35 protein-coding genes are annotated in these 18,688 nt (G+C 72.9%); 13 read left to right on the top strand and 22 right to left on the bottom strand.

Features of this window, described 5'->3' with window-relative positions; all coding sequences use genetic code 11:
* Positions 1-11: 11 nt before the first annotated feature.
* From AC0HI0_RS25190 to AC0HI0_RS25150, 9 genes are all read right to left on the bottom strand, one after another.
* Complete coding sequence (locus tag AC0HI0_RS25190) at positions 12-410, bottom strand: hypothetical protein (RefSeq protein ID WP_480925974.1); 399 nt, start codon at positions 408-410, stop codon at positions 12-14.
* Positions 407-1,276 carry a hypothetical protein gene (locus AC0HI0_RS25185; protein ID WP_480925973.1) on the bottom strand — a complete coding sequence of 290 codons (870 nt, stop codon included), beginning with the start codon at positions 1,274-1,276 and terminating at the stop codon, positions 407-409. The genes AC0HI0_RS25190 and AC0HI0_RS25185 overlap by 4 nt, the downstream gene beginning before the upstream one ends.
* A complete protein-coding gene (locus tag AC0HI0_RS25180) occupies positions 1,273-1,521 on the bottom strand; it encodes a hypothetical protein (RefSeq protein ID WP_480925972.1) in 249 nt (82 codons plus the stop codon). The genes AC0HI0_RS25185 and AC0HI0_RS25180 overlap by 4 nt, the downstream gene beginning before the upstream one ends.
* Positions 1,518-1,688, bottom strand: coding sequence for a hypothetical protein (locus tag AC0HI0_RS25175; RefSeq protein WP_480925971.1), 171 nt, complete (start codon positions 1,686-1,688; stop codon positions 1,518-1,520). Before AC0HI0_RS25175 ends, AC0HI0_RS25180 begins: the two co-directional genes overlap by 4 nt.
* Positions 1,685-2,452, bottom strand: a complete 768-nt coding sequence (locus AC0HI0_RS25170; protein ID WP_480925970.1) for a hypothetical protein — start codon at positions 2,450-2,452, stop codon at positions 1,685-1,687. The genes AC0HI0_RS25175 and AC0HI0_RS25170 overlap by 4 nt, the downstream gene beginning before the upstream one ends.
* Positions 2,453-2,459: 7 nt before the next feature.
* A complete protein-coding gene (locus AC0HI0_RS25165; RefSeq protein ID WP_480925969.1) occupies positions 2,460-2,624 on the bottom strand; it encodes a hypothetical protein in 165 nt (54 codons plus the stop codon).
* 273 nt (positions 2,625-2,897) lie between these two features.
* Entirely contained in the window at positions 2,898-4,280 is a 1,383-nt protein-coding gene (locus AC0HI0_RS25160; RefSeq protein WP_480925968.1) for a DNA primase family protein, read from the bottom strand.
* 41 nt (positions 4,281-4,321) lie between these two features.
* Positions 4,322-4,648 carry a hypothetical protein gene (locus AC0HI0_RS25155; RefSeq protein WP_480925967.1) on the bottom strand — a complete coding sequence of 109 codons (327 nt, stop codon included), beginning with the start codon at positions 4,646-4,648 and terminating at the stop codon, positions 4,322-4,324.
* The gene (locus AC0HI0_RS25150; RefSeq protein ID WP_480925966.1) at positions 4,645-5,007 is read right to left on the bottom strand and encodes a hypothetical protein; all 363 of its coding nucleotides are present in this window, start codon (positions 5,005-5,007) and stop codon (positions 4,645-4,647) included. The genes AC0HI0_RS25155 and AC0HI0_RS25150 overlap by 4 nt, the downstream gene beginning before the upstream one ends.
* Before the next feature lie 195 nt (positions 5,008-5,202).
* Here AC0HI0_RS25150 and AC0HI0_RS25145 point away from each other — a divergent pair, with 195 nt between their 5' ends.
* Positions 5,203-5,385, top strand: coding sequence for a hypothetical protein (locus AC0HI0_RS25145; RefSeq protein ID WP_480925965.1), 183 nt, complete (start codon positions 5,203-5,205; stop codon positions 5,383-5,385).
* Here AC0HI0_RS25145 and AC0HI0_RS25140 read toward each other — a convergent pair.
* Positions 5,382-6,158 carry a GntR family transcriptional regulator gene (locus AC0HI0_RS25140; protein ID WP_480925964.1) on the bottom strand — a complete coding sequence of 259 codons (777 nt, stop codon included), beginning with the start codon at positions 6,156-6,158 and terminating at the stop codon, positions 5,382-5,384. The genes AC0HI0_RS25145 and AC0HI0_RS25140 overlap by 4 nt on opposite strands.
* A gap of 107 nt (positions 6,159-6,265) precedes the next feature.
* Between AC0HI0_RS25140 and AC0HI0_RS25135 the strand changes: the two genes are divergently transcribed.
* The 11 genes from AC0HI0_RS25135 (at position 6,266) to AC0HI0_RS25085 (ending at position 13,241) form a co-directional block, all read left to right on the top strand.
* Complete coding sequence (locus AC0HI0_RS25135) at positions 6,266-6,472, top strand: helix-turn-helix domain-containing protein (RefSeq protein WP_480925963.1); 207 nt, start codon at positions 6,266-6,268, stop codon at positions 6,470-6,472.
* An 88-nt stretch (positions 6,473-6,560) separates the two neighbouring features.
* Positions 6,561-7,025 (top strand): hypothetical protein, encoded by a 465-nt coding sequence (locus AC0HI0_RS25130; protein WP_480925962.1) that lies wholly within the window; start codon positions 6,561-6,563, stop codon positions 7,023-7,025.
* A 68-nt stretch (positions 7,026-7,093) separates the two neighbouring features.
* Entirely contained in the window at positions 7,094-7,459 is a 366-nt protein-coding gene (locus AC0HI0_RS25125; RefSeq protein WP_480925961.1) for a RapZ C-terminal domain-containing protein, read from the top strand.
* Positions 7,456-7,917 (top strand): hypothetical protein, encoded by a 462-nt coding sequence (locus tag AC0HI0_RS25120; protein ID WP_480925960.1) that lies wholly within the window; start codon positions 7,456-7,458, stop codon positions 7,915-7,917. The genes AC0HI0_RS25125 and AC0HI0_RS25120 overlap by 4 nt, the downstream gene beginning before the upstream one ends.
* The gene (locus tag AC0HI0_RS25115) at positions 7,914-8,384 is read left to right on the top strand and encodes a hypothetical protein (RefSeq protein ID WP_480925959.1); all 471 of its coding nucleotides are present in this window, start codon (positions 7,914-7,916) and stop codon (positions 8,382-8,384) included. Before AC0HI0_RS25120 ends, AC0HI0_RS25115 begins: the two co-directional genes overlap by 4 nt.
* A complete protein-coding gene (locus AC0HI0_RS25110; protein ID WP_480925958.1) occupies positions 8,381-8,650 on the top strand; it encodes a hypothetical protein in 270 nt (89 codons plus the stop codon). The genes AC0HI0_RS25115 and AC0HI0_RS25110 overlap by 4 nt, the downstream gene beginning before the upstream one ends.
* Complete coding sequence (locus AC0HI0_RS25105; protein ID WP_480925957.1) at positions 8,647-9,009, top strand: hypothetical protein; 363 nt, start codon at positions 8,647-8,649, stop codon at positions 9,007-9,009. Before AC0HI0_RS25110 ends, AC0HI0_RS25105 begins: the two co-directional genes overlap by 4 nt.
* Before the next feature lie 33 nt (positions 9,010-9,042).
* Positions 9,043-11,019: a hypothetical protein gene (locus tag AC0HI0_RS25100; RefSeq protein WP_480925956.1), complete on the top strand. Its 1,977-nt coding sequence runs from the start codon at positions 9,043-9,045 to the stop codon at positions 11,017-11,019.
* Between the two features lie 245 nt (positions 11,020-11,264).
* The gene (locus tag AC0HI0_RS25095; RefSeq protein WP_480925955.1) at positions 11,265-12,266 is read left to right on the top strand and encodes a hypothetical protein; all 1,002 of its coding nucleotides are present in this window, start codon (positions 11,265-11,267) and stop codon (positions 12,264-12,266) included.
* 25 nt (positions 12,267-12,291) lie between these two features.
* Positions 12,292-13,035 (top strand): metal-dependent hydrolase, encoded by a 744-nt coding sequence (locus AC0HI0_RS25090; protein ID WP_480925954.1) that lies wholly within the window; start codon positions 12,292-12,294, stop codon positions 13,033-13,035.
* Positions 13,036-13,064: 29 nt separating this feature from the next.
* On the top strand, positions 13,065-13,241 hold the full coding sequence (locus tag AC0HI0_RS25085) for a hypothetical protein (protein ID WP_480925953.1): 177 nt from the start codon (positions 13,065-13,067) through the stop codon (positions 13,239-13,241).
* A 16-nt stretch (positions 13,242-13,257) separates the two neighbouring features.
* Here AC0HI0_RS25085 and AC0HI0_RS25080 read toward each other — a convergent pair whose 3' ends face one another.
* The 3 genes from AC0HI0_RS25080 to AC0HI0_RS25070 form a co-directional block, all read right to left on the bottom strand.
* Positions 13,258-13,539 carry a hypothetical protein gene (locus tag AC0HI0_RS25080; RefSeq protein WP_480925952.1) on the bottom strand — a complete coding sequence of 94 codons (282 nt, stop codon included), beginning with the start codon at positions 13,537-13,539 and terminating at the stop codon, positions 13,258-13,260.
* Positions 13,540-13,892: 353 nt separating this feature from the next.
* A complete protein-coding gene (locus AC0HI0_RS25075; protein WP_480925951.1) occupies positions 13,893-14,033 on the bottom strand; it encodes a hypothetical protein in 141 nt (46 codons plus the stop codon).
* A gap of 75 nt (positions 14,034-14,108) precedes the next feature.
* Positions 14,109-14,384, bottom strand: a complete 276-nt coding sequence (locus AC0HI0_RS25070; RefSeq protein WP_480925950.1) for a hypothetical protein — start codon at positions 14,382-14,384, stop codon at positions 14,109-14,111.
* Between the two features lie 111 nt (positions 14,385-14,495).
* On the opposite strand from AC0HI0_RS25070, the gene AC0HI0_RS25065 reads away from it, so the two are divergent.
* A complete protein-coding gene (locus AC0HI0_RS25065) occupies positions 14,496-14,750 on the top strand; it encodes a hypothetical protein (RefSeq protein ID WP_480925949.1) in 255 nt (84 codons plus the stop codon).
* A 10-nt stretch (positions 14,751-14,760) separates the two neighbouring features.
* Here AC0HI0_RS25065 and AC0HI0_RS25060 read toward each other — a convergent pair whose 3' ends face one another.
* From AC0HI0_RS25060 to AC0HI0_RS25020, 9 genes are all read right to left on the bottom strand, one after another.
* Positions 14,761-15,108: a hypothetical protein gene (locus tag AC0HI0_RS25060; RefSeq protein ID WP_480925948.1), complete on the bottom strand. Its 348-nt coding sequence runs from the start codon at positions 15,106-15,108 to the stop codon at positions 14,761-14,763.
* A complete protein-coding gene (locus tag AC0HI0_RS25055) occupies positions 15,105-15,407 on the bottom strand; it encodes a hypothetical protein (RefSeq protein WP_480925947.1) in 303 nt (100 codons plus the stop codon). The genes AC0HI0_RS25060 and AC0HI0_RS25055 overlap by 4 nt, the downstream gene beginning before the upstream one ends.
* Positions 15,408-15,630: 223 nt before the next feature.
* Positions 15,631-16,233, bottom strand: coding sequence for a hypothetical protein (locus AC0HI0_RS25050; RefSeq protein ID WP_480925946.1), 603 nt, complete (start codon positions 16,231-16,233; stop codon positions 15,631-15,633).
* 13 nt (positions 16,234-16,246) lie between these two features.
* Positions 16,247-16,510 carry a hypothetical protein gene (locus tag AC0HI0_RS25045; RefSeq protein ID WP_480925945.1) on the bottom strand — a complete coding sequence of 88 codons (264 nt, stop codon included), beginning with the start codon at positions 16,508-16,510 and terminating at the stop codon, positions 16,247-16,249.
* 17 nt (positions 16,511-16,527) lie between these two features.
* The gene (locus AC0HI0_RS25040; RefSeq protein ID WP_480925944.1) at positions 16,528-16,782 is read right to left on the bottom strand and encodes a WhiB family transcriptional regulator; all 255 of its coding nucleotides are present in this window, start codon (positions 16,780-16,782) and stop codon (positions 16,528-16,530) included.
* An 11-nt stretch (positions 16,783-16,793) separates the two neighbouring features.
* Positions 16,794-17,324, bottom strand: a complete 531-nt coding sequence (locus AC0HI0_RS25035) for a DUF3307 domain-containing protein (RefSeq protein ID WP_480925943.1) — start codon at positions 17,322-17,324, stop codon at positions 16,794-16,796.
* 81 nt (positions 17,325-17,405) lie between these two features.
* Positions 17,406-17,717, bottom strand: coding sequence for a helix-turn-helix transcriptional regulator (locus AC0HI0_RS25030; protein WP_480925942.1), 312 nt, complete (start codon positions 17,715-17,717; stop codon positions 17,406-17,408).
* Positions 17,717-18,193 (bottom strand): hypothetical protein, encoded by a 477-nt coding sequence (locus AC0HI0_RS25025; protein ID WP_480925941.1) that lies wholly within the window; start codon positions 18,191-18,193, stop codon positions 17,717-17,719. Before AC0HI0_RS25025 ends, AC0HI0_RS25030 begins: the two co-directional genes overlap by 1 nt.
* On the bottom strand, positions 18,190-18,654 hold the full coding sequence (locus AC0HI0_RS25020; RefSeq protein WP_480925940.1) for a hypothetical protein: 465 nt from the start codon (positions 18,652-18,654) through the stop codon (positions 18,190-18,192). The genes AC0HI0_RS25025 and AC0HI0_RS25020 overlap by 4 nt, the downstream gene beginning before the upstream one ends.
* Positions 18,655-18,688 lie beyond the last annotated feature (34 nt).

Below are 18,688 nucleotides of genomic sequence, written 5' to 3'. Positions count from 1 at the left end.
AAGTTGACGTGTCAAGCAGGGCGGCGTTTCCGGGCGCGGTCGGCGCGCGCTTGGCGGAGTTCCGCCTGGCGTACGAGGACGTCGCGGGGGGTGTTGACGGGGTGGCCTCGGTCGTCGCGGCGGTCGGGGATCCACCCTCTGGTGCGCCATTGGCGGATGGTGCCTTCGGTGGGGACGCCGCCGAGGTGTTCGGAGAGGTTCTTGGGGCTGTACGGGGTGTCGAGTTCGTAGGTGGCGGGCAGGGGGGTCAGCCATGGTTCGCCGAGTTCGGCTACGCGGCGGGCGAGGTGGGCCGCGTGCTGGGGGTTGTAGCGGGTGAGGGCCTTGTGGAGTTCGCGGGCGATGGCGCGGGCCCGGTCGAGCGGGGTGTCGGCGGGGTCGGGCCACGTGCCCTTGCGGGGCTTGATCATGCGGCTGTTGCGCCGTAGGCGCGGGCGAGGACGTTGGCGAGCGCGTCGTACTGGTCCATGTTCATGAGGTGTCCGCAGAGGGCGCAGATCACGTGCGGTGAGCCTTCCTCGCGCCGGAGTGCGAGGGTCTGGCAGCGGGGGCAGGGCGACCAGAGTTGGTGTGTGCGGTGGGTGCGGCCTTCCACGAGGGCGACGCGTTCGTGGAGGTCGAGCAGCCGCAGGGCCCCGTCGACTCCGTCGCAGGAGGCCCATTCGCGGTTGTCGTCGCGCCACACCTCCCGCAGATGCAGGTCGGTGCACCGGCCGCCTTCGGCGTGCCAGTGGCCGCCGGTGCACTTGGCGAGTTGGACGTGTGCCTCTCCCGGCACCCACACGAGGTGGACGACCTGGGGAAGCGCCAGGAGCGTGTCGAGGTGGTCGGTGAGGAGGGCGCTGCCGCGGTTGACGGCGCGGCCGGCGTGGACGGCGCGGGCGGTGCGCTCGTTCTGGGCGTGCCAGGGCACGTGGACACGCTCGGCGACGGCTTCGGCCCACAGGTCGATCTCCTCGGCGATTTCCTCTTGGAGGGTGAGGATGCCGAGCCGGAGGGGGACGGGCAGGTCGCGGGTGCCGGAGGTGGGGGCGTCGGTGGCCCCGCCGGTTTTGCCGAGGAGGTCGCCGAGTTCGGCGTAGTCGCGGGGGATCTGCTCCACGGCGGCGCGGACTCGGTGGGTGTCGGTTCGGCAGAGGCCGCCGGTGGTGGTGGCGCGGTCGGGGATGCGGATCTTGGTGGTGGTGCCGTTGGGGTTGGTGTGCGGGTGGGTGGTGTGGTTGGCGCAGCGGGGGCCGCGCCGGCACAGCAGTGTGGCCTCGACGGTGGCGGTCATGGGGTCCTCCGCTCGTGCTCTACCGCTGCCCACGCCTCACCGAGACGCTGGATGGTTTGAGCGAGTACTTCGACGGCAGGCTGGAGCGCGGTCACGGTGTTCTGCATGGCCTGGCCGATGGCCTTCTCCACGTCGTTGGGCGGCCGGCGCGGCGGGTGCGGGATGCAGCCGTCGCGCCGGTAGTGCAGGTGCCCGGTTCGACCCGTCCAGAACGGGCAGGTGCAGAGTGGTCGCTCGGCCGTCACGGCTTCCTCCGGGCGTCGAGCAGCGCGCCGATGGCGGCGAGGGCGATGAGCGTGGCGAGGCCGGTGACGGCCCACTGCCAGGTGCCGGTCCAGGCCCAGGCGGTGCAGCCGACGGCGAGCAGGACGAGCCCGGCCGCGCCAGCGGGGTGGAGCGGGCGGCGGTTCACCGTGCTCTCCGAGGGTTGATGGCGCGCGGCGGGCGGGCTTGGCGGGCTGGGCCGGTGTTGCGGTTGCGGCGTAGCCACAGGGCGCGCTCGCGCGGGTCGGTGGGCGACGGGGCTGGGAGTCCGAGCGCTTCCGTCGCCTGCTCGATCGACAGGGCGGCTTCCTGCCAGGCCGCGATCATCGCCCTGGCTGTCGCATCCCAGGCCGAGTGGAGGAGTTCGGCTTCCCACTCGGTGTGCACGGTGACGATCGGGAGTTCCGGGCGGGGGACGGCGTACACGACACCGTCGATGCGCCGCTGGAACACGGGCGGAGTGCCTGGTGTGCCGTCGAACCCGGCGATCCACCGGTCACCGGGCTGGTCGTCCGGTCCCGGTGCGGTGCGCAGGCCGTCGCCGGACAGCACGCCGATGTCCTGCCAGCCGGTCTCGAAGAACCGGGCCAGGCCGCTCTGGTCGTGCTGGGTCTGGAGGATGCGGCGGCGGAAGTGCGCGAAGAGGCTGTAGATGCTGGCGTCGCGCACGTGGCCGTCCGGGTCGGCGGGCCTCGCGGGGACGAGGTCGGCGTGGTGGAACTCGACCTGGTTGCTGATGTGCTGGGGCAGGTCGTAGGGCTCCTGGTAGTCCAGGAGCGGGTCGGTGCGGGCGGCGTGCCATCGGGTTTGGCAGGGGTCGGAGCAGAACAGGTCGCTGACGCTGTCCTGGTCGAGGGGCTGGCCGCAGGTGTGGCAGCCGGTGGCGTGGTCGATGGCGGCGATGATGTCCACCACCCACCTACCGGAAGGCTCGGAGGTGCTGGGCGGCCTCGGAGTAGCCGACGGTGTCGAGTTCGTCGGCGATGTCGTCGCGCGCCTTGGCGCGGATCTGGTCGACGTGGTCGTCGACGACGGTGGTGATGGCGGCGATGAGGGTTTCGGAGGGTGCGCTGTCGGCGGTCACCGGTGCCTCCCTGCGGCGGAGTCTGGGGGTGGCTGGTGGCCGCAGGGTAGGCCGGATGGTGGCGGGTGGTGTGACGCGTCCGGGTGGGTTGGCGGGATCGAGACCGGAGGTAGTCGCGTTCGCGGGGAAAACCGCGTGCAGGTGCACGGGCGGTGAACGGCTGGTGCTGGTCAGGTGGGGTGGGTGACGGGTTGTGGAGGGTTTTCCAGGCTTTCCCATCCGTGCGCCCTATGCACTCCTGGAAATGCCGTCACACCCGTCACGCCCCGCCCCTCAGGCAGCCTCGTCAGCGTCGTCAATGCCATGCGGACGCAAGCTGATGCTCTGCCAAAGCCACCCCGTACGGGTGTGCCTTTTGCGATAGCCGCGAACCTCCATCGAGGCGCTGAACGCCTTCTGGGTCATGTCCGCCTCTTCGCCCTGTGCGCGCTGCCAATCCTTGAACGCTTTGTACAGCGCCGCCGAGCCAGCCGAGCCGTGCCCCTGTACCACGACGGCCTCGTCGGCCAGGAACCGCGCGACGACATCGGAGTCCAACCGGTACCGCTCGGTCGCGTCCAGCACGGCCTGCGGCGGGTTGAGGCCCTGTCGCTGGTATTCCAGCCACCCACGCCACACCCACGCCAGGACCGCGTCCGCGTCGGCCCTCAGCTTCTCCGGCAGGTCCCCGTCCCGATGCTGGGGCGGGACGACGATGTCGAATGGCACGGCGAGGATGCGCCGCCACGTCGCAGGGTCGTCGCCGCGCACCTGGGGCAGGTGGTTGGTGAGCATGAACAGGGTGTGCGACGGGTCGAACTCGACCGGGTTGCGGTACAGCAGCTTGGCGTTGACCGGGTCGCCGCCGGTGAGCTTCTTCATCGTGGCCTCGTCGAGCCGGGCACCATTGGCGATCTCAGAGCAGAACGCCATCCGCGCGCCCTTGAGCCGCATCCGCTCCGGCGCGAGGCCCTGCTGCCCGTACTTGGACTGCAGCAGGATCTCGGCCGGGACCTCGATGGCGTAGTCGCCGAGCGCGTACCGGACGGCGTCGCGGAGGGTGCCCTTGCCGTTCGCGCCGGTGCCGTGCCAGATGAGCAGCACGTGGTCCCGGACCCGGCCGAGCAGCGCGGAGCCGAGGCTGCGGGCCAGGAAGCCGCGCATGTCCGGGTCGGGCTGGACCTGTTCGAGGAAGTGCTCGAACACCTCGGACCGGGCGTCGGGGTCGAACCGTGCGTGGGTGACCTTCGACAGGTGGTCGTCGGGGCGGTGCGGGGATACGTCGGCGGTGTGCAGGCGGACGGTGCCGGCGGGGGTGTTGAGTACTTCGGGGTCGGCGTCGAGGCCGACGGCGGCGATGGTGCAGGGGTGGAGGCTCTGGGCGAGGTCGAGCACGCCGTTCTTGCCGGACGCGGAGTCTACGCGTCCGATGTCCTTGAACAGTGCGGTGCGGGTGTCGCCGTAGAGCCGGGCGAGTTCGTGCACGGCGTCTTCGACGAGGGTGACGACGGCGCGTGTCTCGGCTCCGTCGAGGCACACGGCCCAGCGGGTGCCGTCGTATTCGTGCCAGCCGATGCCGTGCGCGTGCAGCAGTTTGCCGCCGTAGGCGCGGGTGAACCGGACGGCGAACCGCAGTTGTCCCCGGTGGATTTCGTCGGCGTTGGCGTCGTCGGTCACGCTGCCTCGCCCTCCTTCTGCGTGCTGTGGAGCGGGAACGTTCACCCGGCGCTCGGGATGGGGGTGGTGCGGCCGGTGAGGTGGCGGTCGAGGTGGGTGAACAGGTCGGTGAGCTCGGCGCGGATGGCGTGGTCGGGGACGTGGAGGGTGTCGCGGGTGTGGTTGGCCACGCGGTGGACGAGGGCGTGCCAAGAGCGGGCGCGGACGAGGTCGGCGCACACGGGGCACAGTGCCCAGGCGTCGTGGTAGCGGACGAGGGCGTCGGTGCCGACGATGACCCGGATGAAGGCGTGGGTCTCGAACAGTTCGACCGGCGGCTGGACGGTGCAGGTGTCGCACACGAGGTCGCGGGTGATGGAGGTGGTCACGCGCGTGCCCAGGACGCGAGCACGACGCGGTCGGTGGCGGCGTGCTGGTCGAGGTGGTCGAGCGCGGTGGTGAGCAGGTCCCGCAGCCGGCGGGCCTGGTCCGGCTCGAACGACAGGTCGCCCCAACCCTCGCTGTCGGTGAACGCGACGTTCACGTAGCCGTAGACGCCTTCCGTCGGGTGGGCGTGGCGGCCGGCCTGGACGGCCGTGCTGTGCGCGCCGAGGTTCATCTGCGCGGCGGTGCCGATCTCGGTGAACGCCGAGCACTCGGCGACCGCGTCGTCGACGCCGAGGTGCCGGCCGTCGCAACCGGTGATGCACCGGCGCAGGGCAGCAGGTATGGAGATAGGGTTCGTCACGGGTCCGCTCCTGTGTCCGCAGGTTGTGGATCAAGGCCCTCGGTTGGTGTGTCAGCACTGCCGGGGGCCGTTTGGTGTCCGGCCTATTTTGTCAACTCAGTTCCGGACATGGTTGACGGTAAGCCTGCCTGGGTGAGACTGTCAACTATGTTCGCAACTCGGTTCGCAAGCAAAGGTCGTGACATGATGCCCGGCGTGGCGCGAGACGAGATCCCCGAACTTCGGGCACTGCGGGACGAGTACGACCGGGCGCGCGAAGCCCTCATGCAGGGGATCGAGAAGTACCTCGCCAACGAGACCAACGCGCGCATCGCGCGGTCCGTCGACTGGACGCGTGAGTACATCGCACGCCTTCGCAAAGAGGCGGGCGAGGGTTAGTCGAGGGGGACCTCGTAGACGAGCTGGTAGCGCTCGCCGTTCATGACCATGTCGTTGATCTCGACTGGGTCGCCGTCCGTCGTGTAGGCGATCCGGGTCACCTCGAACACTGGCGCGCCCGGCTGGACACGGAGCAGCGCCGCCTCGTCGGCCGTGGCCGGACGGGCGGAGACGTACTCGACGCCGTGCTGGAGCCGATGGCCGAGCTCGTCGAGCACCCCGTAGGAGCCGCTCCGGCCGGTGTCGACCTCTTCGATCCGAGATCCTGCGGTGATGCTGCGCGGAAGGCGTGAGGTGGCGAGCTGAACGGGCACGCCGTCCGCGCTCATCACCCGTGATCGGACCACCACCTCCTGTCCAGCCGGGATGCCCAGCGCTGCGGCGATCCGTTCGTCGGCCGGTTCGAACGTCACCTCGGTCTCGCTGGTGGCGGTGAACCCGCTGTAGCGGGCGTCGCCGATGAACGCGCCCTCGCCGGCTTCTCGGTTCGCCCGTCGGAGCCGCTCCAGGCCGCGCCGCTGGACGGTCGGCCGCTCGCGCACGAACACGCCTGCCCCGGCCCGACCCTCGGTGATGCCCTCCTGGTGAAGGAGGTTGAAGGCGTTCTGCACCGTCTGGTTCGACACTCCGTGCGTCTTTTGTAGGGCAGCGGTGCTGGGGAGCTGCTGGCCCGGGCGGTAGTCGCCGCGCGCGATCTGGGCGCGCAGGTCGGCGGCGATTTGGCGCGCGTTGGGCTTGGCTGCCTTGGCGTTTCCGCTGGTGTCTGCTCCCACACGTAGAGCGTAAGGGTGATCTCCCTAGGTAGCTCATGCGACTCCTGAAACTCCTGCTACAGTGCTATGTGCATAGACCTACCCACATAGCTGATAGCGAGGCTCGCATGAGCAGCCCTGGCGAACAGCCGCGGGTCACCGTCGCGGCACTGGCGCGGGAGCTCGGCGTGTCCCGCTCGACGATCTACCGCGCGGTCTGGTCCGGGGCGCTCCCCGCCGACCGCACCGGCGTCGGCCGGGGCTCGATCGAGATCCACCCGGCGGCGTGCGCCGAGTTCAAGAGCCAGTGGAGGCGACCCGCCGCCACCCCTTGACCCGTGTCGCGTCCGGTGACCCCGACCCTGGGCGCGACACGGCCCCACTGATCTACCGGACACCCCACCTGACCTGGAGGACACCGCGATGACCGCCCCAGCCCCGACCGGCCCCGGCTACGAGGCCGCGATCGGGATCGCCGACGCCTACCTGTACTGCCGCACCGTGCTGGCCGACCTGGAGACGACGTGGGCGGGGCTGCGTGACCCGTTCCGGCCGTGGCCGCAGACCGCGATGCGCCTGGCCGACCAGCACGTCGTCCTGCGGTCCGCCGCCGCCGTCGTCCGGCGGGTGCTGGCGGATGCCGCCCGCGCCGATCGGCAGCCCGGGTTCGAGGTCGGCCTGCGGGAGCGGGCCGGTGACCTCGGCGCGCTCGTGACCACCACTCCGGAGGGCACGCGCTACCTCCTCGCGGCCGACGTGGAGCACTACCTGCGGCGCGACGGCTCGACGGTGTGGCGGGTGCGCGACGCCGTCGACGGTCTGATCGACAGCCGCCGCGCCTACATGCGGGATGCGCTCGCCGCGTGCCCGGTCGGACAGGGCGGCTGAGCCGTGGCCGTCAGCGTCCCGTGCACCGCCCGCTACGCCGACCCCGCCCAGATCCGGAGGACATCCCGATGATCGTCAGTTTCGGTTTCGGCCACCACGACGACCTGCCCCGCGCCCTCGTGACCTTCGATCTGCGCGACGAGCTGCGCGACCCGGGCCGCATGTCCGACGACCTGCGCGCCATGACCGGGTTGTGCCCCGGCGTGCAGCGGGTCGTGTGGACCACCCCGGGCGCACCCGGACTGGCCAACAGCATCATCACCGTCGCCCGCAGCCATCCCGGCCGGACGATCCTGGTCGGCTGCGGCGGCGGCCGGCACCGGGCGCCGGCGGTGGCCGAGCTGGTCGCCGCCCACTCCGGCCACGAGGTGCGGCTCCTGCACATCGCCCGGGATCTGCTGCCCCAGTCCGACCGGCCCGGTGGTGCCCGGTGACCGCGCGGCTGGAGGACCGGTTGGCGGCCGCGGCGGCGCGTTGGTCGGCGCACGCGGTGACCGGTGTGCTGCTCGGCCTGCCGGTCGTCGAGGCGTGGATCGGCGTCGACCGGTCCTGGTTCCGACGGCGGATCGTCGGCGGTGTCGACGCCGGCGACCCGCTGGTGGTGTCGGGTGTCGACGCCCGCCTGGTCGCGACGCTGGCCGGGCTGGAGGCGCTGACCCGCCACCGCACGGGCGCGCCGGGCCGGGTGGACGTCCTGGCCGGGCACGCCGAGGTGGCGGCGGCGTGGGCCCCGGCCGGCGACTACGGGCTGCTGGCCGACGCCCACGGTGACGCGGTGCTGCTGCTGGACCGCTACCGGGTCGAGGTGGCGGAGGTCGCGGCGGTGCTGGCTTCGCGGGGTGTGGCCGGCGGCGACGAGATCGACCGGATCCTCGACGGGGGCCGGTCGTGAGCCGCGCCGGCACGAAACTCGACCGGCTGGTCGAGTTGAACGCCGCGTACCACGAGATCGGGCACGCCTTCGCCGCGGTGGCCGGCGGGCTGCGCCTGGTCGGCTGCCGGTTGGCGCGCGCGTCCGACGGGGTGGCCGCGGTCGGGGTCACCGAGATCGACGTGCCCGACCCGGCCGATCCGGTCGAGGTGTGGGACGGGTTCGCGGTGTTCCTGTTCGCCGGGATCGCCGCGCAGACCCTGCATGCCGAGCAGGTCGGGTGCCTGGACCGGGGCGCGGCGCGCCGGATCGAGCAGGCGGCGGCCGGGGACCTGGAGGCGTGGCGGGGCGCTCGCCGGCGCTGCTCGCTGTCCGAACGCGACGCCCGCCGGGCGGCCGGGCGGGTGGTGGGCCGCCGGTGGCACCGGTTCGGCCCGCTCGCGGCCCGCCTCGTCCGCAACCTGTGGCTGCCGGGGAGCGCGCTGTGACCGGGCTGACGATCCGTCTGCGTGCGGCCGGGTGGTGGCTGGCCTACCGCGGCTATCTCGCCGTGCTCGGTGTGCTGGCCGCGCTCCGCTACCTCGCGGTGGCCGCCGCCCTGCTCGCCCACCGCGCCCACACCGCGGTCGCCGCCCACGGCCTGGTCGTCGCGGACACGCTCGACGCCCACGACTTCACCGAGACCACGCGGCCGAGCCCGGAGCGCTACCGCCGCCTCATCCGACTCATCCTCTCCCCGAAGGACTTCTCGTGACCCGCCACCCGTTCGAAGAGCTTGCGGAGATGGAACTCCGCGACCCCGAGGCGCTCTACGCGTTCTGCGACACCGTCCGGGACGCCTGCAAGGGCTTGTCGTGGGCGTTGCAGTTCCAGGCCGAACTGTTGGAGGGCGACCTGTCGACGGTCGCGCCGCCGGGCATGGAACCGGAGTCGATGGCGGCCCGCAAGGCCGCGCGCCGCCGCGCGAAGGCGGTCTCCTGGTGCCTGCGGCAGTCGGCCGACGCGGTGATGCACGCCGGCCGGCTGTCGGTGAAGTGCTACAGCCTGTTCAAGCGCTACTACCTGGTCCGGGACGCGAAGCCGGCGCAGCCGCGTTTCAAGCTGCCCGCCTGATCCCGCCCGCCCGATCCGAACGGGGAGTCCGTGGTGTCCAAGAGCAACGCGGTGGTCAAGGCGACGACCGAGCGCGTGGTCAAGCACACGGCCAGCCGCGCCGGGGTGGCGCTCGGTCCGGTCGCGGCGCTGTCCGGCGAGCTGGGGTTGTCGGTGGCGCTGCACGCCGCGGCCTCGCCGGAGTCGCTGCCGTGGATGACCGCCGCGCTGGCGCTGTCCGACGCGGGCCTGGCGGCGCTGGTGTGGCAGGTCGGCCGGGACCGCAGCGTGGTGGGCCGGGTGCTGTCGGTCGGCACCACCGTGCTGACCGGCGTGCACCTGGTCGCCGCCAGCATCGCCGGGCCGTTCAGCTCGCCGCTGGTCGGCGTGTGGGGATGGCTGGCCGGTACCGCGGCGGCGGCGTGGATCGTGCGGCTGTGGATCGCCCGCGGCAACAGCACGGTGGACGAGGGGAAGCAGCGGGTGTCGCTGTGGGACCAGGCCGCCGGCCGGGTCGGCGGCGCGCTGGAGGGCTCGTCGTTCCGGGTGAAGGAGGCCAGCGGTGACCGGCTGGCCGGTCCGCTGGCGCTGGAGGCGGGCGAGACCGTGGCCGACGCGCAGGCGACATTGCCCCGGCTGGCGTCGGTGCTCGGCCTGCCGCCCGGCGCGGCCCGGCTGACCCCCGACCCCGACGACGCCTCCCAGGGCGAGCTGACCCTGGTCCGGCGGGACATGCTGCGCGCCGACGTGGACTACGCGGAGCCCTCCGCGGTCGGGTCGACCTCGGCGTTGCCGGCCCGGGTCGGGGTCTACGAGCACGGCGGCGAGGCGTGGCTGCACCAGCACCGGCCCGGCTGGGGCGAGGTGCACCTGATCATCATGGGGATGACCGGAGCGGGGAAGACCTACGGTGCCTACACCCTGTTCGGCGAGGACTTCACCCGCGTCGACCAGTACGAGATCTACGTCGACACGGTCAAGGGTGCGCAGAGCCTCGGGCCGATCGCCGCCGGCCTGAAGTGGGTGATCTCCACCGAGGCCGAGGCCTTGGCCCTGATGAGGGCGATCAAGGACCGGCTCGTCCCGGCCCGCGCGAACTTCCTCGGCCGGCAGCGGCTCAAGGCGTGGGAGCCCGACTGCGGCATCCCCCGGATCGTCGTGCACGTCGAGGAGGGCGCGGGCCTGTTCCTCGGGTCCAAGGACTTCATGCGGGTGATGGAGCGGGCACGCTCGGTCGGCATCCAGATCAGGCTCTCGGCGCAGCGGTTCTCCTACACCAGCATCGACGTCGCCGCGCGGTCGCAGTTCTCCGGGGTGTGGTGTTTCGGGGTCTCCGACGACGACGACGCGGCGTTCGCGATGCCCGAGTCGGTGCTCGACGCCGGCGCGAACCCGGCGAAGTGGCAGAACAAGCGGCCGGGCTGCTCCTACCTGGTGGACCCGGTGGTCGACGAGCGCGAGCACACCGTCCCGCTGCGGGCGCTGCGCATGGCCGACGAGCAACTGGAGCTGCTGGCCGAGTACGCCCGGATCCACGGCGCCGACCTGCACCAGATCGACATCGAGGCGTTCGGCGAGCTGTACGCCTCGCGCGTGCCGGTCGAGCAGCTGCTCGCGGAGGGCACCGTGGCGACCGCCCCCGACGAGGACGAGGAGGACGAGATGGTCGACGAGGACGAGCCGTCCCCGCCTCCGGCGTGGAAGCCGGCCGCCGACGACCCCGAGCCCGGCCTGCAGCCCGACATCGACGAGCCGCTGGAGCGGCCGGGCGCGTCGTTCCGGTTCGGCCAGGACCGCCCGGAGCCCAAGCCGACGCCGGAGGAGGCGGCGGCGATGATGACCGCCCGCCTGGTCGCACTCCAGACCGGAGGCGCGACCGAGGTGCGCGCGCCGGACCTGGTCGAGGTCGCGCGGGCGGCCGGGCGGTCGCCGGCGTGGGTCTACAAGCAGCTGCACGCCCGCGTGGACTCGGGCCACCTGGTGCGCACCGACTCGGGGTTCCGGTTCGCGCGGACCCTCACCAGCGCATGATCAACAGCCCGGTGCGGGACGACCGCCGCCCACCCGCAGACCCGTCACCCCCGCCGACAGACCGCGAGTCCCCGGTCGGAGGGGGTGACACCGGGGTGAATCACCCCGGTGACAGCGGGGGTGAGACCGGGGTGACAAAGGGTGAGACGGGGGTGAAACCCCAGGTGAGAAGGGGTGACAGCCGGGGTGATTCACCCCTGCTCACCCCCGCAGGAGACCGGAAGACCGCCACGGAAGGACCCGTCGTGACCACCGCCAACCCCGCCCACACCCCCGGCTGGGCGGTCGCCGTGCTCGGCGTGCTGCTCCTGCCGCTGGCCGGCCTGGGGTTCGCCCTGTCGTTCCAGATGATGCTGCCCGTGATGGTCATCGCCGGCTGGTCGGTGGCCATCGCCTGGGGCGGGCCTGTGCTGGTCGACCTCGCCGCCGCGTCCGGCGCGCTGATGCAGATGGTCAGCAAGGATCCCGGCATCCGCCGCTGGGGAACCGGCGTGCTGGGCTTCAGCACGCTGCTGTCGATCTTCATGAACCTGGCCGGGCACTCGATCGAGCGCGGCGGTCACGCCCTGCCGGCCGAGTACGCGGGGATGAGGCTCGGTGGGGGATGGCAGTGGGTGGTGATCCTCATGAGCATCGCCACCCCGCTGTTCATCGCCGTGCTCGTGCACGCGTTCGGACACGTGCTGATGGCCTACCTCGCCGGACGATCGGGTCGGATCGGGTCGACCCCGATCGAGTCCGCCGACGTCGGGCTCGCCCCGATCGGCCCGTCCGCCGCGGACCCGATCAGGCCCCCGATCGTGGCGACGGATCGACCCCCGGCCGACGCGCTGAAGTCGATCCGATCGACCCCCGATCCCACCCCTGTACTGTCCTCGGTCGAGCTGCCCCGATCGACCCCCGATCGTGGCGACGACCAGCAGGAATCGGACCCGATCGGACCCGATCGACCCGGCCGATCGACCCCCGATCCCGACCCTGTCGCAACCGGATCGACCCCCCGATCCGATCCAACCGGCCGGCCCGATCCGACCACCCGATCGACCCGACCCGATCGACCCGCCACCCGATCGATCGACGACCTGGTGATCGAGGCGCACGCCGCGATCGATCGGGGCGACCTCGATCGGCAACCGTCGGCGGAGTCGATCCGCAAGGCCCTCTCCATCGCCCCCGCACGCGCCCGCGAGGTCCGCGACCGACTTCGCGGAGAACGCCCGCTGCGCGTCGTCGGACTCGACTCCTGACCGTTCCCACCGCTTGGAGACCGTGATGCTCGGCAGGACCCACGCCGCGACCGGGTGGTGCGCCGGGCTCGCCCTCGCCCCGCTGCTGGGCACCCACACCCTGCCCCAGGCGGTGCTCGTCGCCACCGTCACCGCGGGCTCGGCGCTCGTCCCGGACCTCGACCACCCCGGCTCCCGCGCCTCCCGGCTGGTCGGCCCGCTGACCGGCGTGCTGTCCGCGATCGTGCAGCTGTGCTCGCGCGGCCTCTACCAGCTCACCAAGGGGCCGCGCGACGAGCCGGTGTCCGGGGAGCACCGGCACGCCACCCACACGCTGGCGTTCGCCGGTCTGCTCGGCTGGTGGATCAACTGGGCGACCGGCTCGATGGGCCCGTGGGCGGTCGGCGTGGTCCTCGCGCTCGCGGTGCTGCTCGCGGTGGACGCGCTCGGCGACTGGGTGTTCGCCGGGGTCGCGCTCGTCGGGCTGCTGTGGTTCGCCAACGGGACCCCGGAGCAGGAGTTGGCCGCCGTCGCGGGGTGGATCGGGTGGGCGGTCGCGGCGGGGTGCCTGACGCACTGCCTCGGCGACGCGCTGACCCTGTCCGGCTGCCCGTTCCTGTGGCCGATCCCGATCGCGGGGGAGACCTGGTACGAGATCCGGCCGCCCCGCCTGCTGCGCTTCCGCACCGGCGGCCCGGTCGAGCAGTTCCTGGTCCTGCCGACGTGCGTCGTGGCGGGAACGCTCCTGCTGCCCGGCGTGTGGCCCGCCGTCCACGACCTGATCACCTGATCACCTGAACACCGACCGGAAGGACAGTCATGACCCGCAAGCCCGCCAACGGCGACCAGATCGTCGCCGCCGTCAACAAGGCCACCATCCTGATCGCCAACGGGAAGCCCGGCGCGGACGCCGCCGCGCTCTCGGCCGCCGAGGAGATCCGGGCCGCCGGCCACCCCGCGCTGGCCGACGCCATCACGCCCCCGGACCACCGGTAGCCGGCCCCGGCCGGGGCTAGCCGGCGAGTGCGAGCAGGTGCCGGTCGAGGCCGCCCAGGCGCAGCGCGGCGGCCCGGTCGGCGGGCGTGAGGTGCCGCTGGTCGGACTCGGCCCACAGGAGCACGCCGCCCCGGTCCGCGAGTTCGGCCAGGGCGGCGTCGACCACGGCGCGGGAGTGGCCGTAGCCGGCGAGCACCTGGCGCAGGCGGGCGAGGCCGACCGGGGCGCCGGGGCGGGCGGCGAGCAGGGGGTGCAGGTAGCGGATGTCGCGGGCGGCGTCGGCGGGGGTCGTGGCCATCGGGTGCTCCTCGGGTGCGTGCGGTGCGGGGACACCAAGCTAACACCCATGAGTACTAGATAGCAACACCCATGGGTGTTACTGGTTCGAGCACCGCCGACCCACGCCCTCCCCACGATCGACCCACGATCGCGCGGCACGGTGGTCGACATCGGATGGCAGCACGACGAGGGAGGACTCGATGAGGACCACGCACACCACCCCGGTGCCCGCCGCGTGCGACAACTGCGGACACGAGGAGTGCACCTGCGTACGCGAGTGGGTGGACCCGCGCCGGCGGTAGCCCGCCGCGCACAACGAGAGGCCCCGCACCGGAACGAGCCGGTGCGGGGCCTCTCGCCGTCGTGGGCGGTTCAGTCCTCGTCGGGGTCGGACGGGTAGACCTCGTCCTGCTCGTCGTACATCCGGACCGAGCCGTCGTTCACGTCGAGGGTGCAGCCCTCGGGGCCGTCGTGGGTGTCGTGCGAGGGGACGGGGGTCGGCGTGTAGTCCATCGGTCTCCGATCGGGATCGTGGTCAGGGGTGGAGCGGGGGTGAGCGGGGCCCGCCGGGTGGCGGGCCCCGTCCGGTCAGGCGCGGAAGGCGACCAGGTGGTTTGCCTCGCCACCGAGCCTGATCGCGGCCTCGACCTGGTCGACCCGGTTGCGGGCCGGGGTGGAGTCGGAGGCCAGGACGGCCTCCCCGTGGAGGTCCAGGCTCAGCAGGGCGGCATCGACCTGGTCCCGTCCGGCCGGGACCAGGGGGCGCAGGTCCGAGAGGCGTACCCAGTCCTGGGGCTTCGTGGCCAGGCGCAGGTAGGCGTCGCGGACGGCGGCTTCGGTGGCGGTGAGCCGGCGGTCGGCCATGGGGTCCTCCTCGGTGCGTGGTGACACCACCATAGCACCCATGGGTATTAGATGGCAATACTCATGGGTGTTACACTCGGTTCCCTGCACGCCACACACCCGAGGAGCACCGTGACCAGCCCCGACCCCACCACCCCGCTCGACGACGTCCTGCACTGGCTGCACACCCTCGACCCCGTCACCCGCGCCCGCCACCTCACCGCCCTGCTCGACCGCCGCAACCAGACCCTCCTCGCCGCCGTCCGCGTCGCCGCCGTCCACGAGGCCACCCGCACCACCACCCACGCCGAGGTCGCCCGCCACCTCGGTGTGACCCCCTCCGCGGTCAACAAGGCCATCACCCAGCACAACGCCAGGTCGGACTGAGCCGGCCGGGTCATCCGGGGACCGGCACGTGCAGCCCGGCCAGCCGCTCCCGGGCGTCCGCCAGCGTCACGTCGCCGAGCCCGTTGCGGGCCAGCCAGTACCGGGCGAGCGCGTCGACCAGCGCCCCGGGGTTGTCGACCACGCTCCACGGCGTGTCGCACTCCAGGCACCAGTGGTGGCGTCGGCGCGGGCCGGGAGACCAGCCGGAGAGGACCCGGCCCGGGTCGAGTCGGGCGCCGCAGTGCGGGCAGCGGGGCCGGAGGTGCGCGGCCTGGTGGATCGTGCGGCGGCCGTCGAGCGGGGCGGCGACGAGCACGTCGGTGCGGGCGACGCCGGCGACCCGTACCCGCTCGATCACAGGTCGGCCTCGATGTCCACCCTGCGGTACCGGGTCGTGTCGTCGAGGTCGGCCTGGGTGAGGATCGCGGGCTCCGGGTTGCCGCCGGGGCCGACGAAGTACAGGTCGACAAGATCGACCACGCCGGGCAGGACGTACCAGTGGCCGCCGGCGACCGCGACCCGGCCGTCGCCCGGCACCTCGGCCGCGCCGGCGGCCTGGTCTGCGTCGTCTGGCCCGGCCTGTCGGTAGACGGCGGTGGCGGTGTCGAGCCGGGCGAGGACGTCGGCGCGCTGCCGGTCGGTGAGGTGCGTCCACATAAGTCCGGAGTGTAGGTTCGCTCAGGTTTGCGGGGAAGCTGGGCTGTCCGGTCCGGCGCTGGGGGTTCGCCAGCCCGGGCACGCTGTCGTCACCGACATGGTCCCCACCTCCCGTAGTCCACCGACACCCGACCGTAGCCACCGGGACCCGGCGGACGTCACGCCCGATCGGGTAGGCCGCCCGGACATGCCGACGCCCACGCCCCGCCCGCCGGTGGCGGGGCTACGCGGCGGCCAGGACGAAGGTCCGGCCGGCCTCGTAGTCGGTGACCGCGAACCGGTCCTGGCGGAAGGCGGCGGCCATCCGCACCAGGGCCGCCGTCGTCCCGGCCCCCGTCTCCACGACCGCGCCGACCTCGTCGTACCACTGGACCTCCCCGTCGAGCGGCCTCGCCGAGACCAGCCGCGCGGCCCGGCAGCGCCACCCGTCGCCGTGGCCCGCCAGGAGGCGCTCGACCTCGTCGAGCGTGTGCCGGGGCGCGGTCGGCTCGTAGCCCTCCCGCAGACCCATGCCGACCAGCACGCCCCGCCGGGCCGGGTCCCGCGCCGCGCGCCAGCCGCTCTCCCCGGCCAGCCGGGCGGCCAGCGACTCGTACTCGCCGACCGCGGGACACCCGCGGGTGCGGCTGGGGTCGCGCACGAGCAGCAGCTCGTCGACCGGGTCGCCGTCGCCGCCGGACACGTACGCGGTGACCGGCGTGCCGGTGGCCGCGGCCAGGTCCGCCAGCACGGTGTGGACGGTCCCGATCGGGGCTCCCGGGACCAGCAGCCGGGCGCTCCACGCGCCGGGCGCGGAGGCCACCTCGGTGTAGGTCGTCGTGGTCATCGTCGTCCTCCGTTCAGGCGGGGTGGTGCGGGTTCAGGGCCGCGAGCATCCGGTCGAATCCCTCGACGGGCTGGGTGGTGTGGCGCAGATACCGGCCGGAGTCGTCCAGGTATCCCCAGTCGCCCCGGACACCCCGCCCGCAGACCATGAGGCTCAGCGTCCGGCCCGGGTCGTGGATCTCGCGCACCTCGTGGAACACGTGTTTGGCGACACGGTTGGCGGTGCCGGTGGTGTGCCGCGCGCCGAGTTGGTCGACGACGCGGCCGAGGTCGGTCATGTCGCTCTCCGACGCGCTCAGGCGTTGCTGCGAGACCGGGTGCGGGCGTTGCGGCGCTTGAGCGCGCGCCGCTCGTCTTCGCTCATCGCGCCCCACACCCCGTGGTCCTGGCCGGTCTCCAGCGCCCACGCGAGGCAGTCGGAGACGGTGGGACAACGGCGGCAGACGGTCTTCGCCTCGGCGATCTGGAGCAGCGCCGGGCCGCTGTTGCCCACGGGGAAGAACAGCTCGGGGTCTTCCTTGCGGCAGATCGCGCGGTGTCGCCAGTCCATGGTGTCCCTCCTCAGATCAGCGCGGTGAGCAGGGCGGACACGAACAGGCAGGCGAGGTGCAGCGCTTGGTCGAGTGGATAGGCGCCGGTGAACGCGGGGGGCGCGTCGATCGGAACCATGTCGGTCTGGAGTTCGGGGTGGTACTGGCCGGAGGAGGTGGGGACGAGCACTGTGTGGAGGGCCTGCACGGTGTAGTGGCGTGGCCGTCCGCGGTCGTGGAAGGCGGCCTTTCCGGCCAGGTCGGCCAGTACGGCGAGGGTCCACCGCCGGTCGATCAGGTAGTGGGTGATCGCCGACCAGAGCTGCCCGGCGGCGAACCCGGTGGCGGTGATGCGGAGGTCGTCGGCCAGTGACCACAGGGCGGCGACGGCGAGCGCGGTGGTGGCGGTGTAGGTCGCGACGTGGCGTGCGCAGGCCCACTGGCCGGCGCGGTCCCGGTCGCCCTTGTGGGTGGCCTGGTGGTCTGTCTGGACCCAGTGATCTGCGATCCAGTGGGCGGTGAGCAGGGCGGCGAAGACGGCGGCGAAGGTGGCGGTGTGCATGATGGTGGTGCTCCGTCCTGGTGGCGGGGTGGAGGGGCCGGGCCCGGCGGCGGGCTGTCCAGGGACGTCGCCGGGTGCCGGTCAGGGTGCGAGTCGGCGGGCGTGGCGCAGCACGGCGTGCTGGTCGGCGCGGGAGAGCGTCGGCCACACCCGGCGCAGGTCGGGTGTGGGGTCGGGCAGGTCGCCGCCGGGGTCGAACAGGTCTGCCAGGTCGATCCGGTAGAGGCCGGCGAGTGCGGCGAGTTCGATTGCGGCGATGGTGCGGCGGCCGGTCTCGATGTCGCTGACGGCGCTGCGGGGCAGGCCGGTGGCGTCGGCGACGTCTTCCTGGGAGAGCCCGGCGTGGCGTCGGGCGTCGGCGAGGCGTCGGGCGAGCAGGTCGGCCAGTGCCATCAGGCCACGTCCCGGTCGGGCGGGGTGCCGTAGCCGGCGGCCCACAGCAGCGGGACCAGCCCGCCCAACTCCATGCGGACCGGCGCGTCGCAGCGCCGGTGGTCGGCGGCGGCGAGACCGAGCAGCGTGTTCGCGGGCAGCCACACCCACCACCGGCCGGGGTCGGCGTGGCCGCGGCGGCGGACGACGAGCAGCCCGATGTCGGCGGCGGCGTCACGGCGCTGCTGTTCGGTCTCGGCCAGCCAGCTCGGCACGTCTTCCTTCGCGACGTACTTGGCCTGGGTGACGATGCCGGGCATGCCGGTGATGTCGCCGGGGTCGGGGAGGCTGCGGTCGGCGGCGGTGAACGCGGTGCGGACGGCGCGTTCGGCGCCGGGCCAGCCGTGGGCGCGGTACCAGGCGGCGAGGAGGCGTTCGGTGTCGTGGCCTTTGCGGCGGTTGGCGCGGCCGCGAGAGGACGCGGTGGCGGTGGTCATTGCTGCCTCCCTGGTGGGTGGAGACGCCCGAGGGCACGCCGTGCGAGGGCGTCGGGGTAGGGCGTGGTGTCGACGTGGGAGCGGCCGGCGGAGACGTACTCCAGGACGGCCAGCACGTCCGGGTCGGTCGGGGTGCCGGAGGCACCGCCGCGGAGCGGCCCCGCGTCGGGCATGGCGAGCACGGCGCGGGCCACCACCGCGTGACGGCGCGCCCAACTGCTCGCAGTCATGAGGTCGTTCTCGGACCGCACTCGCTCGAATGTGGCGGTGTGGACGATCCACGTGCGGGCCAGGTCGTCGGCGAGTTCGACGGGCAGGCCCTTCGAGCGGGCGCGGGCGATGCCTCGCTGGAGTGTGATGTCGTCGCGGGCGGCGTCGAGGGTGTCCGACTCGACGCGGCCGGGATCGGACCAGTCGAGCGTGATGCCGGCCTTCGCCGCCAACTCGTTCGCGTGCTGCATGAACATTTCGCGGTCTGCTGGGGTGTCAGGGGAA

This window comes from Saccharothrix sp. NBAS 001, assembly GCF_056640475.1.
The sequence above is the reverse complement of the archived record's forward strand: the minus strand, read 5'-3'. Positions and strand labels throughout refer to the sequence as shown.

Excerpts from the sequence above, each read along its gene's own strand:
- AC0HI0_RS25045 (WP_480925945.1), bottom strand. The coding sequence starts at position 16,510 with ATGACCGACCTCGGCCGCGTCGTCGACCAACTCGGCGCGCGGCACACC.
- AC0HI0_RS25185 (WP_480925973.1), bottom strand. The coding sequence starts at position 1,276 with ATGACCGCCACCGTCGAGGCCACACTGCTGTGCCGGCGCGGCCCCCGC.
- AC0HI0_RS25035 (WP_480925943.1), bottom strand. The coding sequence starts at position 17,324 with ATGCACACCGCCACCTTCGCCGCCGTCTTCGCCGCCCTGCTCACCGCC.
- AC0HI0_RS25070 (WP_480925950.1), bottom strand. The coding sequence starts at position 14,384 with ATGGCCGACCGCCGGCTCACCGCCACCGAAGCCGCCGTCCGCGACGCC.
- AC0HI0_RS25040 (WP_480925944.1), bottom strand. The coding sequence starts at position 16,782 with ATGGACTGGCGACACCGCGCGATCTGCCGCAAGGAAGACCCCGAGCTG.
- AC0HI0_RS25135 (WP_480925963.1), top strand. The coding sequence starts at position 6,266 with ATGAGCAGCCCTGGCGAACAGCCGCGGGTCACCGTCGCGGCACTGGCG.
- AC0HI0_RS25125 (WP_480925961.1), top strand. The coding sequence starts at position 7,094 with ATGATCGTCAGTTTCGGTTTCGGCCACCACGACGACCTGCCCCGCGCC.
- AC0HI0_RS25020 (WP_480925940.1), bottom strand. The coding sequence starts at position 18,654 with ATGCAGCACGCGAACGAGTTGGCGGCGAAGGCCGGCATCACGCTCGAC.
- AC0HI0_RS25075 (WP_480925951.1), bottom strand. The coding sequence starts at position 14,033 with ATGGACTACACGCCGACCCCCGTCCCCTCGCACGACACCCACGACGGC.
- AC0HI0_RS25085 (WP_480925953.1), top strand. The coding sequence starts at position 13,065 with ATGACCCGCAAGCCCGCCAACGGCGACCAGATCGTCGCCGCCGTCAAC.
- AC0HI0_RS25090 (WP_480925954.1), top strand. The coding sequence starts at position 12,292 with ATGCTCGGCAGGACCCACGCCGCGACCGGGTGGTGCGCCGGGCTCGCC.
- AC0HI0_RS25055 (WP_480925947.1), bottom strand. The coding sequence starts at position 15,407 with ATGTGGACGCACCTCACCGACCGGCAGCGCGCCGACGTCCTCGCCCGG.
- AC0HI0_RS25190 (WP_480925974.1), bottom strand. The coding sequence starts at position 410 with ATGATCAAGCCCCGCAAGGGCACGTGGCCCGACCCCGCCGACACCCCG.
- AC0HI0_RS25030 (WP_480925942.1), bottom strand. The coding sequence starts at position 17,717 with ATGGCACTGGCCGACCTGCTCGCCCGACGCCTCGCCGACGCCCGACGC.
- AC0HI0_RS25130 (WP_480925962.1), top strand. The coding sequence starts at position 6,561 with ATGACCGCCCCAGCCCCGACCGGCCCCGGCTACGAGGCCGCGATCGGG.
- AC0HI0_RS25025 (WP_480925941.1), bottom strand. The coding sequence starts at position 18,193 with ATGACCACCGCCACCGCGTCCTCTCGCGGCCGCGCCAACCGCCGCAAA.
- AC0HI0_RS25050 (WP_480925946.1), bottom strand. The coding sequence starts at position 16,233 with ATGACCACGACGACCTACACCGAGGTGGCCTCCGCGCCCGGCGCGTGG.
- AC0HI0_RS25080 (WP_480925952.1), bottom strand. The coding sequence starts at position 13,539 with ATGGCCACGACCCCCGCCGACGCCGCCCGCGACATCCGCTACCTGCAC.